Below are 13,889 nucleotides of genomic sequence, written 5' to 3'. Positions count from 1 at the left end.
GTGGCCGACTCGAGACCGGAAGGCAGACCGACGACGACTACGACGCTGCCCCTGTTCCCGTTGCAGACCGTGTTGCTCCCGGGGGCACACCTGCCGTTGCACATCTTCGAGCCGCGCTACCGGCAGCTGACCATCGACCTCGTCACCGAAACCGTTCCCGACCGCCTTTTCGGCATCGTCGCGATCAGGACCGCGCTGGTGCGGGAGGTCGAGGAGCTCGAGCACGTGCACGTGGTGGGCTGCGCGGCCAGGCTGCGGCAGGCCAAACGCCTGCCCGACGGACGGTTCGACATCGTCACCACCGGCGCGCGCCGGTTCCGGCTGGTGGACATGGACACACGCTCGGCGCCCTACCTCGTCGGCACCGTCGAATGGGTCGACGACCACCCGCTCCCCTCCGGCAGCGACGAGGTGGCCGCGCGGCTCGGCGACCTGGCGAGGGCGGCCCACCGCCGCTACTGCGCGTCGGCGTGGGAACGCGACGGCTGGGTGGCGCCCCCACCGGACACGAGCGCGGAGGAACTGGCCTACCTGCTCGCGTCCGACTGCCTGCTGCCACTGGCCGACCGGCAGGCGCTGCTGGAGGAGCGCAACCCGCTGCGCAGGCTGCGCACGGTGTGCAAACTGCTCACGAGGGAGGCGGGGTTCCTGTCGGAGCTGCGCGCGGTACCCGCCCCGTTCACCGAAGTCGACAACGCCTCGAAACCAAGCCTGAACTAGCGCCCCACCCGCGCCCCGCTCGTCCGCAGTGAAGGCCACCTTCACTGCGTTGAGCGCAGTGAAGGTGGCCTTCACTGCGGCTGGGGTCTATGCGAGGCGGCGGCCCAGGTCGTCGCGGCTGTTCCACGTCGCCAGCAGGCCGTAGGCGATCGCCGTGGTCAGCGGCTGCGCGAGCAGGGTCCACCCGCTTTCGAGCACGGGCGCCTTCTCGATGATGTCGCCGACCGCGGGCGGGTTCGGCAGCGCGTAGCGGCCCTCGGCGAAGGCGACGCCCATGCGCGCGCCGAGCCACGCGGCGAGCAGCGACCCGGCGACCGCGGCGAGCAGCACCACCGGGCCCCTGCGCTCCCGCAGGAACCACACCGCCACGCCCACGATCAGCCCGGTGAACAGGCCCATGAGCACGAAGATCGCCAGGTCGTCGAACCGGTGCCAGCTCTCCAGCTGCAGCGGCACCGGGTCGGTGTCGGCGCTCACCACGCGCATGCGCTGCGGCGGCGCCAGCAGCGACCAGATCCAGCCGAGTGGGATGCCCAGCAGTCCCACCATCGACAGCACGCTGACGGCGGGCAGCAGGTCCGCCTTGACGATCACCTTCGGCGGCTCCTGCCGCACACCGGCGAACGCCTGCGCGAACCAGGTGGCCTGGGCCTGCTGCTCGGGCACTCGCGGCCTCCTTCGCGCGCCACGACGGATCCTTACTGGGGGTGACTCACCCTAACCGGTCGCCGTCGCCGACGTGGTCTCGCCGTGCCTGCTGCATCGCGCCGACCAGCCCGACGGCGTCACCTGCACGATCATCCGGCGGGCACAGCGCCCGCAGTAGCGCGGCGGTTCGAGCGCCGTGCGTGGTGTGCGGCAGGCCGGGTGGTCCCTGCTCGCGGGTTGCCCGCAGTGCACGCAGAACTCGGTCACAGGGTCTCGCTCAGCGCCTTGATCGGCATCTTCAGCTCGGTGAGCATGTCGAGGTCCTGCTGCGCGGGCCTGCCGAGGTTGGTCAGGTAGTTGCCGACGATGATCGCGTTGATCCCACCGAGCATGCCCTGCTCGGCACCGAGATCGCCCAGCGTCAGCTCCCGGCCACCGGCGAAGCGCAGCATCGTGCGCGGCATCGCGAGCCGGAACGCGGCCACGAGGCGCAGGGCGTCCCTGCCCTCGATCACCGGGTAGTCCTCGTACGGCGTGCCGGGCTGCGGGATGAGGAAGTTCATCGGCACCTCGTCGGGTTGCAGCTCGGCGAGCTGCGCCGCGAACTCCGCGCGCTGCTCGTCGCTCTCCCCCATGCCGAGGATCCCGCCGCTGCACACCTCCATGCCCGCGTCGCGGACCATCCGCAGTGTCTCCCAGCGTTCCTCCCACGTGTGCGTGGTGACCACCTCGGGGAAATGCGAGCGCGCGGTCTCGAGGTTGTGGTTGTACCGGTGCACGCCCATGTCGACGAGCTCGTCCACCTGCTCCTGCGTCAGCATGCCAAGCGAGCACGCGATCTGGATGTCGTTGCCGGACTCCCTGATCGCCCTGATTCCCTCGCGCACCTGCGCGAGCAGCCGCGCGTCCGGGCCGCGGACGGCGGCGACGATGCAGAACTCGGTGGCGCCGGTGGCCGCCGTCTCCTCGGCGGCCTTGACGAGGCCCGGAATGTCGAGCCAGGCCGAGCGCACGGGCGTCGGGAACCGGCCCGACTGGGAGCAGAAGTGGCAGTCCTCGGGGCAGCCGCCGGTCTTGAGGCTGACGATCCCCTCGACCTCCACCTCAGGACCGCACCAGCGCATCCGCACCTCGTGTGCCAGCGAGAGCAGGCCGGACAGGTGTTCGTCGGGCAGGCGCAGCACCTCGAGCAGCTGCGGCTCGGCAAGGCCGGTGCCCCGTTCGAGCACCTGCTCGCGGGCGAGCTCGAGAATGCGCGGAGTGGTGGTCGCGGCCGTCACGGCGGCTCCTTCGCGGGCGAGGTCACGTGCGAGCAGAGTGTGCCTCAGCCCGGCGCAGGCGGCAGAGCGACCTGCGTCACGTCGGGGCGGAGACGCTCCCGGCGAAGCAGTCCGGGTCGAACTCGCCGCCGAACCACGGCGACAGCCCGCGCCTCGCCTCCTCGATGAACTCCTCCCTGGTGGCGGAGCCGAGCCCCTCCGGCAGGACGCCGAGCAGTGGCGCACCCGCCGCGACGGGCAGGTCGGCGACGTTGCTGCGGGCCGCCAGATCCGGAACCGAGGGCCAGGAACCGATGATCACGCCGGCCACGTCGAGGCCCCTGCGGGTGGCGACCTCGGCCGTCAGCGCCGTGGCGTTGAGCGTGCCGAGCCCGGCCTCGGCCACGATCACCACGGCGGCACCCACCGACCACGCGACGTCGGCGAGAGTTCCGCCCGCCGGGTCGAACCGCACGAGTAGCCCGCCGGCCCCCTCGACGAGGACCAGGTCGTGCCGCTCGTGCAGCTCACCCGCGGCACGAGCGGCCTGCGCCGGGGTGACCGGCTGCAGGCCGCTACGCCTCGCCGCGGCTTCCGGAGAGAGCGCGTCCGGATAACGGCGCAGTTCCCTCGTCTCGACGTCGCCCGCCAGGCGCCGCACATCGGCGAGGTCACCCGGTTGGTCCGGGGCCACGCCGGTCTGCGCGGGCTTCAGTACGGCCACGCCGTCGCCGCGGTCCCTGGCGAGCGCGGCGATCGCCGCGGTCACCACGGTCTTGCCGACGCCGGTCCCCGTTCCAGAGATCACCAGCACGGTCACGGCACACGACACTAATACCGACTGGTACGGACCCGTTCAGCCGGTCCGCACCGGACGCTCCGCTCCGGCGGGCTCGAACCCCGACGAGTCGGCGTCGAGCAGGTGGACCTGCGCGTTTCCGACGTCGAAGTACATGCCCGTGAGCTGCAACTCGCCCCTGCTCTCGGCCTCGGCGATGATCGGGTACCGGCGCAGGTGGTCGAGCTGCTGGAGCACGTTGTGCAGCGCGAGCCGGTCGCCGGGGAGGTCCGGCACCCGCCCGTCGAGCGTCACCGTGCCCCCCGTGGCATACCGCCGCCTGCTCGGCTCGCCGTGCCGCAGCCAGCGCTCCAGTGACGGCATGCCCGCGGGGACGTCCCCCACGAGCGCCTTCATCGCGCCGCACGAGGAGTGCCCGCAGACCACGATCTCGCGGACCTGGAGCACGCTCACCGCGTACTCGATGGAGGCGCCGACCGAGGCGTCGTCGGCCGCAGTCTCGTCGTGTGGCTCCGGTACGAAGTTGCCCACGTTGCGCACGGTGAACAGGTCACCGGGCCCGCTCGTGGTGATCACATTCGGCACGATCCGGGCGTCGGCACACGTGATGAACAGCGTGTGCGGCTGCTGCCCGCTCGCCAGCCTGCTGAGCGTCTCCTGCACGAGCGGCGCCGTGCGGGCCTGGAACTCCGACGTGCCCCTGCGCAGCGGCTCGGAGCGCTGGTCGGGGATCTCCACGTCGGCGTCCTTGGCCATCCACTCCGACCACGGGGCCAGCCAGCGCGGTGCCGACGGTTCGACGGCGTCCCTGCGCACGGTGGGCGAGTCGGACTTGCCGTTCGCGAACCACGGGTGCCCGATCTCGTCGACCACCACCGTGCCGCCCGTCCGCTCGTGCGCATCCAGCCAGCTGGACAGGCACTCGAACGACGCGTGGTCGAGGTAGTCGACCACGAGCTCCAGCGTGACGTGGCTGCCCTCGGGGATCGAGTTGAGCACAGTGGACAGTCGTGGGACGGAGAGGAACGTCAGCACGCCCTCGACGACGATCCGCCGGTGCCGCCCCTCGCCCTCCGCGTGGATTCCGGACCACATCGTGCGGCGCAGCATCAGCAGCAGCGAGAGCCCGATACCGATGAGGACACCGGTGAGCAGGTCGATCACCACGACGCCGAGCAGCGTCACGAGGTACAGCGGCAGGTCGCCGTGCTTGAGCACCTGCCGGATGTGAGCCATGTTCACGAGCTTCGCGCCGACGTGCACGAGCAGGCCGGCGAGCGCGGCGAGCGGGATGCTCTCGATCAGCCCGGCGAGCGCGACGACGAACAGCACGATCCACAGCCCGTGCAGAATGGCGGAGAGCCGCGTGCGCGCACCGGTGGCGACGTTGGTGGAGCTGCGCACGATGACGCCGGTGATGGGCAGGCCGCCGAGCGCGCCGGAGGTCATGTTGCCGACGCCCTGGCCGACGAGCTCACGGTTGAGGTTGGCCCTCGGCCCCGTGTGCATCTTGTCCACGGCCACGGCCGAGAGCAGCGTCTCGACGCTCGCGATGAGCGCGATGGTGAGCACCGCGATGCCGAAGTCGAACCAGCCGCCGTCGGGCAGCTGCGGCACGAGGCCGATGTTCAGCACGTCGCCGGGCAGGTCGACGCGCTCGGCCGACGCGCCGGTGACCACCGCGAGCACCGTGACGAGCGCGATCGCCGCCAGCGGGGCGGGCACCTTGCGCACGACGGGCAGCTTGCCCCACACCAGCAGCAGCGCGATGGTGAGCAACCCGAGCAGGGCGGCCGTGTCGTGCAGGTTGATGATCTGGCTCGGCAGCTCCAGCACGTTGTCGACGGCGGAGCTCTGCGCCTCACCGCCGAGCACGATGTGCAGCTGCCCCAGCACGAGCGTGACACCGATGCCGGCGAGCATGCCGTGCACGATGGCCGGGGAGATGGCGAGCGCGGCCCTGGCGACGCGGCTCAGTCCGAAAAGGACTTGCAGCACACCGGCGGCCACGGTGATCGCACACGTGACGGCCCAGCCGAACTCGTTGATCGTCTCGGCCATCACGACCGTGAGGCCCGCGGCGGGTCCGCTCACCTGCAGCGGTGCGCCGCCGAGCGAACCCGCGACGACGCCACCGACGACGGCGGCGATCAGCCCGGCCACGATCGGCGCTCCCGACGCGAGCGCGATGCCCAGCGACAGCGGTACCGCCACCAGGAAGACGACGAGTGAAGCCGGGACGTCGTGGCGCAGGACGGTGCTCAGCGGCAGCCGGGGGCGGGCACTCACGGCCTCACTCCCCTTGTTGTCGTGATCAACGTTCCGCGTCATGCATCACCCTCCTAGGTAGCGGTTGCGAAGGCGCTTCACATTCGGTGAAAGTCGTCCGCGATCCCCGGCGACCGCGAAGCGCAGTGCGCTCTCGATGGACTCCCACTAGATAACCGAAGAGTGTGTGATTTGTCCGCTATCGAAAGACCTTCTCATGTTCTCTTCACCGACGCGTCACTACAAAGAGGACACCTGTCTGTGAACAACACCCACGAGAAGTGGTCTAGATCTCACTCGATCCATTGACGGAACACGGAAATCCGCCATCGGGAAGTGATCGACTGCCGGGCCTACTGCACACCGTTACCCGAAGAGGTGATCTTGACGCGATCACGCCACTCGCGCGGTCTGGACCATCGCGTCAGCAACCCGCGCAACGTCGTCGTCACCCGCGACGTAGGGCGGCATGGTGTAGAGGAGATCGCGGAACGGGCGCAGCCAGACGCCCCGCTCGACGAGGGCCGCCGTCGCCTTCGCCAGGTCCACCTGACGGTCGAGCTGCACCACGCCGATCGCTCCGAGCACGCGGACGTCCACCACCCCCGGCACGTCCGCGGCCGGGGCCAGGCCCGTGCGCAGCAGGCCCTCGATGCGGTGGACGTCGTCGCGCCACGTGCCCTCGGCGAGCAGGCCGAGCGAGGCGTTGGCGACCGCGCAGGAGAGCGGGTTTCCCATGAACGTCGGGCCATGCGCGAGCACCGGGAGCTCGCCACGGGAGATCCCGGCGGCCACCTCCGGCGTGCACAGCGCGGCGGCGGCGGTGAGGTAGCCGCCGGTCAGTGCCTTGCCGACGCACAGCACGTCCGGCGTCACCCCGGCGTGCCCGGCGGCGAACATCCGGCCGGTGCGCCCGAAGCCCGTGGCGATCTCGTCGAACACCAGCAGCACGTCGTTGGCCTCGGTCACCTCGCGCAGCACGCGCAGGTATTCCGGGTTGTGGAACCGCATCCCGCCCGCGCCCTGCACCACGGGTTCGACGATCACGGCGGCCAGCTCGCCCGCGTTCCGCTCGACCGCGCGAGCCAGCTCGTCCACATAGGACTCGTCTGGCTCGGTCGCGAAACCGGAGGGCGGCGCGGGCACGAAAAGTTGCTCGGGCAGCACCCCACGCCACAACGCGTGCATGCCGCCCTCGGGGTCGCACACGCTCATCGGGTGGAACGTGTCGCCGTGGTAGCCGCCGCGCCAGGTCAGCAGCCTGCGCTTGCCGGTCCGCCCCAGCGAGCGCTGGTACTGCAGGCACATCTTGATCGCGACCTCGACCGAGACCGATCCCGAGTCGCACAGGAACACGTGCCGCAGGCCGTCGGGGGCGAGGTCGACGAGCGTGGTCGCCAGCCGGATGGCGGGCTCGTGGGTGAGCCCGCCGAACATCACGTGACTCATGCGCCCCACCTGCTCGGTGAGTGCCGCGTCGAGGACCGGGTGCCGGTAACCGTGGATGGCCGCCCACCACGACGACATGCCGTCGATCAGCTCGCGCCCGTCGGCGAGGCGGAGCCGGACGCCCTCGGCCTCGCCGACCAGCAGCGGAGGCACCGTCGCCGGCATCGGGCCGTACGGGTGCCACACGTGCTCGGCATCGAGTGCGAGCAGCTCGTCCTGACGCATGGCAGCACTGTAGGCGCGGCGACGGCCGCCGGAACGTGACGTGCGCCGCCGGGTCAGGTGAGGCGCACCCGCAGCGACTCCAGTGCGTGCACAAGTGTGCTGTCCCGCCAGCACAGAGCGTCCCCCGCCTCGGCGAACGCGAGATGCCCGTTCGCGGACCGCGTGATGTCGAGCCGGTCCGGATCGGGAACCCGCGCCTCGTCGCGGTTGGCCGCCAGCAGGGCGACGAGCACGAGCGCGTGCGCGGGGATCTCCACGTCATCGACGCGCACCGGCTCGGTGGTGTAGCGCAGCGTCGCGAGGTTGATCGGCCCGTCGTAGCGGAGGAACTCCTCGATCACGCCGGGCGACAGCGCGTGCGGGCCCCCGCGAACGACGCGGCGGCCATCACCCCGCCCATGAGCCCGATCGCGACCGTGGCGTGCGTTCGCGACACGTCGAGCCGGTCCCACACTCGTGCGGGCACCCACGGCAGCCATCGCGCGACTCCTCAAAGCACAACGCACCGTTGCGTTGTAGTATAGGCCGGTGCCAGCCAGCGGACCGCGCCGAGCGCAGGACGTGTACGCCGCGACGCTCGCCCTGCTCACCGAGCACGGCTACGACGGCCTCACCATCGAGGGCGTCGCGGCGCGTTCGGGCGTGAACAAGACGACGATCTACCGGTGGTGGCCGTCGAAGGACGCGCTGCTCGGCGCGGCCCTCACCGACGCCGGCCTGCTCGAGCTGACCGTGCCCGACACCGGCAGCCTCCGCGAGGACCTGTGCGCGCTGGTCGAGCAGATCCTGCGGCTGCTCACCGGCAGGGCGACGGGGACCGTGGTCACCGCGGTACTGGGAGCCGCGACCCACCGGCCCGAACTCGCCGGTTTCACGCGCGCCTTCTTCGCCGACCGGCTGCGCAGGGAACGGATCGTGTTCGAGCGCGCCGCCGGCCGCGGCGAGCTGCGGCCTGACGCCGACCCGAAACTGGTCATGGACCTGCTCGCCGGGGCGCTCTGGCTGCGCGTGCTGGGCCGGGGCGAGACACCGCGCAAGGCCTCGGTACGGGAGCTGGTCGACACGGTGCTCACGGGGGTGACGCCGTGAGCTACCGGCCGATCTCCCCGGAACGGCTCGTCGAGGAGCTCACGGAGCGCATCGCGGGCCTGTCCGCACGGCCGTGGACCAGAGTGGTCGTCGACGGCGCCGGCCCGGAACCGGCGCGGCTGGCCGACGCGCTCGTCGACCCGCTGCGGGTCCTCGGCCGCGAGGTGCTGCGCGTGTCGGCGTGGGATTTCCTCCGCCCGGCGTCACTGCGGCTCGAACGGGGCCGTCACGACCCGGACGTGCGCTACGAGGACTGGCTGGACGTTTCCGCGCTGCGGCGTGAGGTGTTCGACCCGCTCGCGCCGGACGGCAGCGGCGAGGTGCTGCCCGCGCTGTGGGACCGCGACCGCGATCGCGCCTACCGGCTGCCGCGCACGAGGCTGCCGGACGGGGCGGTGCTGCTGCTCGACGGGGAACTGCTCCTGGGCCGGGGTCTCCCGGCCGACCTCGTCGTGCACCTGTGGCTCTCCCCCGCCGCACGCGACCGGAGGCTGCCCGGCGAGGAAACCTGGGCGCTGCCCGCGTACGCGCGCTACGACCGCGAGGTGCGGCCAGAGGAGACGGCGGATGTCGTGGTGCGGATGGACCATCCGCGCAACCCAGCGATGCGCGTCAGCCCGCCAGCGTGACCGGGGTGCCGTCGAGCATCGCCGCAAGCCGCCTGGCCAGGATGTCCCACCGCCAGTGCTCGCTGACCCACTCGCGGCCCGCCTCACCCATGCGCCGCGCGCGCACCGGATCGGCGAGCAGCGGGGCGACCGTGTCCACGAGCTGGTCGAGCCGCCGGCCATCCACGACGTGCCCGGTCACCTCGTCGAGCACGGTCTCCGGCGCACCCCCCGAGTTGCCGGCCACCACGGGCAGCCCCGTCGCCGACGCCTCCAGGTAGACGATGCCCAGGCCCTCCACGTCGAGCCCCTTGCCCCGCGTCCTCGCCGGCATCGCGAACACGTCACCCGCCGCGTAGTGCGCGGGCAGCTCCTCCCACGGCACCGAACCCGTGAGCACCACGTGCTGCTCGACGCCGTTCTCCCGGGCCAGTTCGGCGAGCCGCTTGCGGTACGGGCCGCCACCGACCAGGAGCAGCGCGGCGTCCGGAACCCGCTTGCGCAGCTCCGGCAGCGCGCGCACGAGCATGTCCTGGCCCTTGCGCGGCACGAGCCGGGACACGCACACCACCACGGGACGGTCACCGAGGTCGTGGCGCTTGCGGATCTCCTCGCGCGCGGCGTCGTCCGGTTTGAACTGACCGGGATCGACGCCGGAAGGCAGGTGTTCGAGACCGGCGAACGGGCCGAAGGCCGCCGCGAACCGGCGGCGCGTGTAGTCGCTGACGTAGGTCACCACGTCCGCGGTGTCACCGATGCGCCGCAGCGCCTGACGTGCGGCGGGCAGCATGGACCAGCCGACCTCGTGGCCGTGGGTGCACGCCACCACGCGCTGCGCACCGACCGTCCTCAGTGGACTGCCAAGCAGCGAGAGCGGGGCGGCCGCGCCGAACCACACGGCCTCACAGCCGCGCGCGCGGAGGATGTTCCTGGCCCGCCGCAACACATCCGGCGTCGGCAGCATGAGAGAGGTGGGATGCCGGACGACCTCGAACGGGGCCTCGGCGTCGAACTTCCGGTGCGAGCCGGAACCGCGCTCCCACGACGGCGCGTAGACCACCAGGTCGTCGGCGGGCAGCCGGGTGGCCAGTGCGTGCAGATAGGACTGGATTCCACCCGGCCGGGGCGGGAAGTCGTTCGTCACCAAGAGCGTGCGGCGCATGGCTGGAGACTATCCCGCCCCGGGGGTGAAACCGTCGTTCGTCACGCGACCCTGCGCGCTCCGCTGTACTCGTCCTGCAGCGGCGAGACCTTGACCACGTCGCCCTCGGTGGGCGCGTGGACCATCATGCCGTCGCCGATGTAGATCCCGACGTGCGAGACGGGCGAGTAGAAGAACACCAGGTCGCCCGGCTGCAGCTGGTCACGCGACACGGCCTGGCCGAACGTCGACTGCGAACTGCTGGTGCGCGGGATGCTGACGCCGGCCTGCGAGTAGGCCCACTGCGTGAGGCCCGAGCAGTCGAACGTGTCCGGACCGGTGGCGCCCCAGACGTACGCGCTGCCACGCGCGCTCATCGCGGCGTCGACCGCGGCCTGGGCGGCCGCGCCGGGCGCCGAGATCGGACCGACGTCGGGACCGGTGTCGGACTGGGCTGCCACGTCGGAGTCGCTGAGCAGGCCCGCCTGCTCTGCGAGGTCCTCGACCTGCTGGTCGAGCCGCTCCTTGCGGGACTCCAGGTCCGCGGTGAGGCGGGCGGCGGCGTCCTTGGCCTGCTGTGCCCGGCGCTGCGCGTCGGCGGCCTGCTTCTCGGCCGAGCTCGCCGCGTCGACGGCGCCCTGCAGCTTGCTGAGCGCCTCGTTCTTGTCGGTGGCGAGGATGTCGAGCGCCGAGGAACGGTCGAGGAAGTCCTGCGCCGAGTCACCGGTCAGCAGCGCGGACAGCTTGTTGAGCTGGGCACCGCTGGTGAAGGACACACCGGCGAACTTGTCGACGTCGACCCGGTAGCGCTCGATGTCGGCCGCGGCCTGACGCTGGGCCTGGGTGGCGTTCTCCAGCTCCTTGTTGGCCTGGTGGAGCTCGCCTTCCTTGCCCTTGAGGTCCTCCTGCGCCGTCAGGTACTCCTCGTTGAGCTTCTCGGCCTGTGAGGCCAGCTCGCGGTACTTGTCGAGCGCGTCCGAGCCCGAAGGCTGCTGGAGGGCGGGGGGATTCTGGGGGGCGGGGGTTGGGGACGCGGTGGCCGGGGACTGGGTGAAGGTGACGACCGCGATCACGGCGGAGGCCGCCAGCGCGCCCGAGACCACGCGCTTCACGGGATGCGACTGCACGTCGCGTCTGTCTCCTTTGCTCTCGGCCGCCTACCGGGCGCACTGGACCGCGTGAGGTCGGGGGCCCTCGTCACGTTCCAGCGTTTCCGGCGCCATCGGGCACAGCGGTACCCGCGGGTACTCGCCACTCACCTGATGTCGCGCAGTGGTCCGGCACAGCTTCCCCGACTGCAAGCTGCTTCGGCGGCGACCTCGCGTCGCCGACCCTGGTGGAACGGCTGCCTGGCGCGAGATCTCGGCCAGGTTACGAAAGGTCGGTGCTCGCGTCCACCGATGGGGTACTGAAAATCGCCAACCGGAGGCGACACCCCCATTGGACCAGCGCTTAGTCGCTCGATGTGACAGATGCAACAATGCGCCGCTGTATCCGCGCCGACCGTTCACCTGATCGGATGGACCGCTCAACGCATCGCCTTTGCGCGCGTAGTCAGCCGGCCCTGCGGTGCTTTCCCGGCCTCCCCCGGCTCCCCGGCCCCTCCGGCACGAGCCGCAGCCGCGGCACCATACCGGCCTCCGCGAGCGCGTCCACCGCGCGCTGCTCCTCGGTGTCCCACTCCACCGACGGCGGCGCGCCGAGCAGCACGCTCACCACGCAGTCGGAGCAGGCGTCCCCACGGACCTGGCAACGGTCACAGTCGATGACCAGTGTGTTCTCGTCGAAGTAGTCCATGCCGGAGAAGGTAGGGACCACCACCGACAATTTCCGGACGCACGCTACAGCGTGCCGACGAACTCCCAGTGCCACGGCTCCTCCCGGCCGCCGCCCTGCCGCGCCCAGCCCGGGTTCACCCAGCCGAACGCGCGGGCGTTGCCCGCGAGCCAGCCGTACTGCGGCGTGCCGAACGACTGGGCGCCGCCGCACAGGTCGACCGCGAGGCCCCAGCCGTGGTTGCTCGTGCCCGGAACCGCCGCGAGCGACGGTTTGCGCCGGTACAGCTCCACCTGGGCGGAGAACGTCCGGTAGGAGTCGGTGAGGCACAGCGCCTGGCCGAACGTGCCGGCGTACGCCCGCGACATCGCCTGGAACGACTGCGCGGCGTCGCAACGCAGCACGTGCGAGCCGACGCCGATCGGGCACAGCGCCGCACCGGGGATGAGCCCGTTGGGATAGCCGCCCCAGGCGCCCGCGGCCTCGTCGGCCCCCGCGGTGCCCGTCTGCCTCGGCGGCAGCTCCACGCCGCCACAGCGCCAGGTCAGCTCCCCCTTCGCCCGCTGCGGCACGGGACCGGGCTCCCGCTGGCCGAGCGCGGGCCGCACGACGCCGAGCAGGCTGTCGCCCGCGGGCCGGTCGGCCACGACGACTCCGGCCAGCCGCGCGTCGGCGGCCAGCATGGTCCGCTCGTCGAGGACGATGCCCACCGACTGCACGCCGTACCGCGCGGGGCCGACGAACACGAGGTCGCCCGGCTGCGCGTCGGCGGCGGGCACCGGCCGTCCACGGGCGAACTGCTCCGCCGCCGCGGCGGGAAGCGTGAGCCCCGCCTTGGCGAACACCGAGCGCACCAGTCCGTCACACGAGTAGGCCACGGGCCCCTCGCCGCCCTCTCTCGGCACGTACGGCCTGCCCAGTGCCTCCACGGCGGCCGAAACGGCGTTGATCGTCTCCCGGGGCAGGACGAGCAGCCGCTGCCCGTTCACACCGACCTGAGCGACCCCGGCCTGTGGCCTGCCGCCCTTGCCCGGCAGCGCCCGCAGCCCGGCGGGCAGCAGCGCGGGGTCGCGCAGCGTCGCCGCGGGCGGCGGCTCGATACCCGCCGCGTCGAGCCTGCCGAGGTAGGCGCGCCAGCTCGCCGCGGTTTCGGTGTTGCGCTGCTGCTGCGCGCGCTGCTGGGCGACGACGGCCGCGTTCGCCGCGTCGATCGGATCCCGCAGCTCGGCCGACACGGCGTCGGCGCGGTTCGTGGCGTCGCCGCTGCGGCGCTCCAGCTCAGCCACGCTCTCGGCCGCGGCCCGCTCGTCGGCCTCGGCGGCGCGTTCGGTGGCCACGGCCTCGCGCTGCCGCGTGAGCGCGCCGGCCAGCCGCTGGTCCTGCTCGGCCCTGAGCCGGTTCAGCAGCGACGTGCCGCCGAGCAGTTCCTCCGGGTTGGCCGCGGTGACGAGCAACCGGAACTCGTCGGCCCTGCCCATCGCCGTGAACACCGAACGCGAGAACTCGTCGATCTCCCGCTGCTGCGCGGCCAGCGCCGCCTCGGCCTGCTCGCGCTGCTGCCTGGCGGTCGCGAGCCTCGACGCCGCGCGATCGACCGCCTGCTGCGCTTCCTGGATCTGGCCGGAGAGCTGCCCGAGCTCGCGCTGCACCTGGCTCGCGGCGCGCTGCAGGTCGGCCACCACCGGATCGGCGAACGCCTCACCCGGCCTCGGGTCGGGCACCGGGGAACCCGGCGCGATCCCGGCCTCGACGCGCAGGTCGCCGGGGTCGGTCGGCGGCCGCGGCGGTTCCTGCGCCGACACGGGCACCGCGAGCAGCATCGACCCGGCCAGCACCATCGGGACCAGCAGCCCACCCACCCGCATTTCCGCGACCTCCACGCGCACCGACTCAGCAGTGACAACGAT

At 72.0% G+C, this 13,889-nt stretch carries 15 protein-coding genes; 3 read left to right on the top strand and 12 right to left on the bottom strand.

Annotation, left to right across the window (positions count from 1 at the left end; all coding sequences use genetic code 11):
- Positions 1-720, top strand: a complete 720-nt coding sequence (locus tag BA062_RS30270) for an LON peptidase substrate-binding domain-containing protein (RefSeq protein WP_110342477.1) — start codon at positions 1-3, stop codon at positions 718-720.
- Between the two features lie 87 nt (positions 721-807).
- Here the strand turns inward: BA062_RS30270 and BA062_RS30265 are convergent, their stop codons facing one another.
- The 8 genes from BA062_RS30265 to BA062_RS41085 all read right to left on the bottom strand — a co-directional run bounded on the left by BA062_RS30265 (position 808) and on the right by BA062_RS41085 (position 7,834).
- Entirely contained in the window at positions 808-1,386 is a 579-nt protein-coding gene (locus BA062_RS30265) for a DUF2567 domain-containing protein (protein WP_391358698.1), read from the bottom strand.
- Positions 1,387-1,437: 51 nt separating this feature from the next.
- A complete protein-coding gene (gene bsaP / locus BA062_RS30260) occupies positions 1,438-1,635 on the bottom strand; it encodes a biotin synthase auxiliary protein BsaP (RefSeq protein WP_110342476.1) in 198 nt (65 codons plus the stop codon).
- Positions 1,632-2,648 (bottom strand): biotin synthase BioB, encoded by a 1,017-nt coding sequence (gene bioB / locus BA062_RS30255; RefSeq protein WP_110342475.1) that lies wholly within the window; start codon positions 2,646-2,648, stop codon positions 1,632-1,634. Before bioB ends, bsaP begins: the two co-directional genes overlap by 4 nt.
- Positions 2,649-2,724: 76 nt before the next feature.
- Entirely contained in the window at positions 2,725-3,447 is a 723-nt protein-coding gene (gene bioD, locus BA062_RS30250; RefSeq protein WP_110342474.1) for a dethiobiotin synthase, read from the bottom strand.
- A gap of 36 nt (positions 3,448-3,483) precedes the next feature.
- Positions 3,484-5,757 (bottom strand): SulP family inorganic anion transporter, encoded by a 2,274-nt coding sequence (locus BA062_RS30245; RefSeq protein ID WP_110342473.1) that lies wholly within the window; start codon positions 5,755-5,757, stop codon positions 3,484-3,486.
- Positions 5,758-6,087: 330 nt separating this feature from the next.
- A complete protein-coding gene (locus tag BA062_RS30240) occupies positions 6,088-7,368 on the bottom strand; it encodes an adenosylmethionine--8-amino-7-oxononanoate transaminase (protein ID WP_110342472.1) in 1,281 nt (426 codons plus the stop codon).
- Between the two features lie 53 nt (positions 7,369-7,421).
- Complete coding sequence (locus tag BA062_RS30235; protein WP_425452971.1) at positions 7,422-7,709, bottom strand: cytochrome P450; 288 nt, start codon at positions 7,707-7,709, stop codon at positions 7,422-7,424.
- A complete protein-coding gene (locus BA062_RS41085) occupies positions 7,706-7,834 on the bottom strand; it encodes a hypothetical protein (RefSeq protein ID WP_281271672.1) in 129 nt (42 codons plus the stop codon). Before BA062_RS41085 ends, BA062_RS30235 begins: the two co-directional genes overlap by 4 nt.
- Before the next feature lie 62 nt (positions 7,835-7,896).
- On the opposite strand from BA062_RS41085, the gene BA062_RS30230 reads away from it, so the two are divergent.
- Together BA062_RS30230 and BA062_RS30225 are read left to right on the top strand one after the other, a co-directional pair.
- Positions 7,897-8,457 carry a TetR/AcrR family transcriptional regulator gene (locus BA062_RS30230; RefSeq protein ID WP_110342470.1) on the top strand — a complete coding sequence of 187 codons (561 nt, stop codon included), beginning with the start codon at positions 7,897-7,899 and terminating at the stop codon, positions 8,455-8,457.
- Entirely contained in the window at positions 8,454-9,086 is a 633-nt protein-coding gene (locus BA062_RS30225; protein WP_110342469.1) for a nucleoside/nucleotide kinase family protein, read from the top strand. Before BA062_RS30230 ends, BA062_RS30225 begins: the two co-directional genes overlap by 4 nt.
- On the opposite strand, the gene BA062_RS30220 is transcribed toward BA062_RS30225, so the two are convergent.
- The 4 genes from BA062_RS30220 to BA062_RS30205 all read right to left on the bottom strand — a co-directional run bounded on the left by BA062_RS30220 (position 9,070) and on the right by BA062_RS30205 (position 13,847).
- On the bottom strand, positions 9,070-10,227 hold the full coding sequence (locus tag BA062_RS30220) for a glycosyltransferase family 4 protein (RefSeq protein WP_110342468.1): 1,158 nt from the start codon (positions 10,225-10,227) through the stop codon (positions 9,070-9,072). The genes BA062_RS30225 and BA062_RS30220 overlap by 17 nt on opposite strands.
- 41 nt (positions 10,228-10,268) lie before the next feature.
- Positions 10,269-11,333, bottom strand: a complete 1,065-nt coding sequence (locus tag BA062_RS30215) for a C40 family peptidase (protein WP_110342467.1) — start codon at positions 11,331-11,333, stop codon at positions 10,269-10,271.
- 427 nt (positions 11,334-11,760) lie between these two features.
- Entirely contained in the window at positions 11,761-12,003 is a 243-nt protein-coding gene (locus tag BA062_RS30210; protein ID WP_110342466.1) for a hypothetical protein, read from the bottom strand.
- Between the two features lie 44 nt (positions 12,004-12,047).
- Positions 12,048-13,847 carry a D-alanyl-D-alanine carboxypeptidase family protein gene (locus BA062_RS30205; protein WP_110342465.1) on the bottom strand — a complete coding sequence of 600 codons (1,800 nt, stop codon included), beginning with the start codon at positions 13,845-13,847 and terminating at the stop codon, positions 12,048-12,050.
- Between the last annotated feature and the right edge of the window lie 42 nt (positions 13,848-13,889).

This window comes from Prauserella flavalba (assembly GCF_003202235.1).
Classification (GTDB): domain Bacteria; phylum Actinomycetota; class Actinomycetes; order Mycobacteriales; family Pseudonocardiaceae; genus Prauserella_A; species Prauserella_A flavalba.
This window is presented reverse-complemented; position numbering and strand designations above follow the sequence as displayed.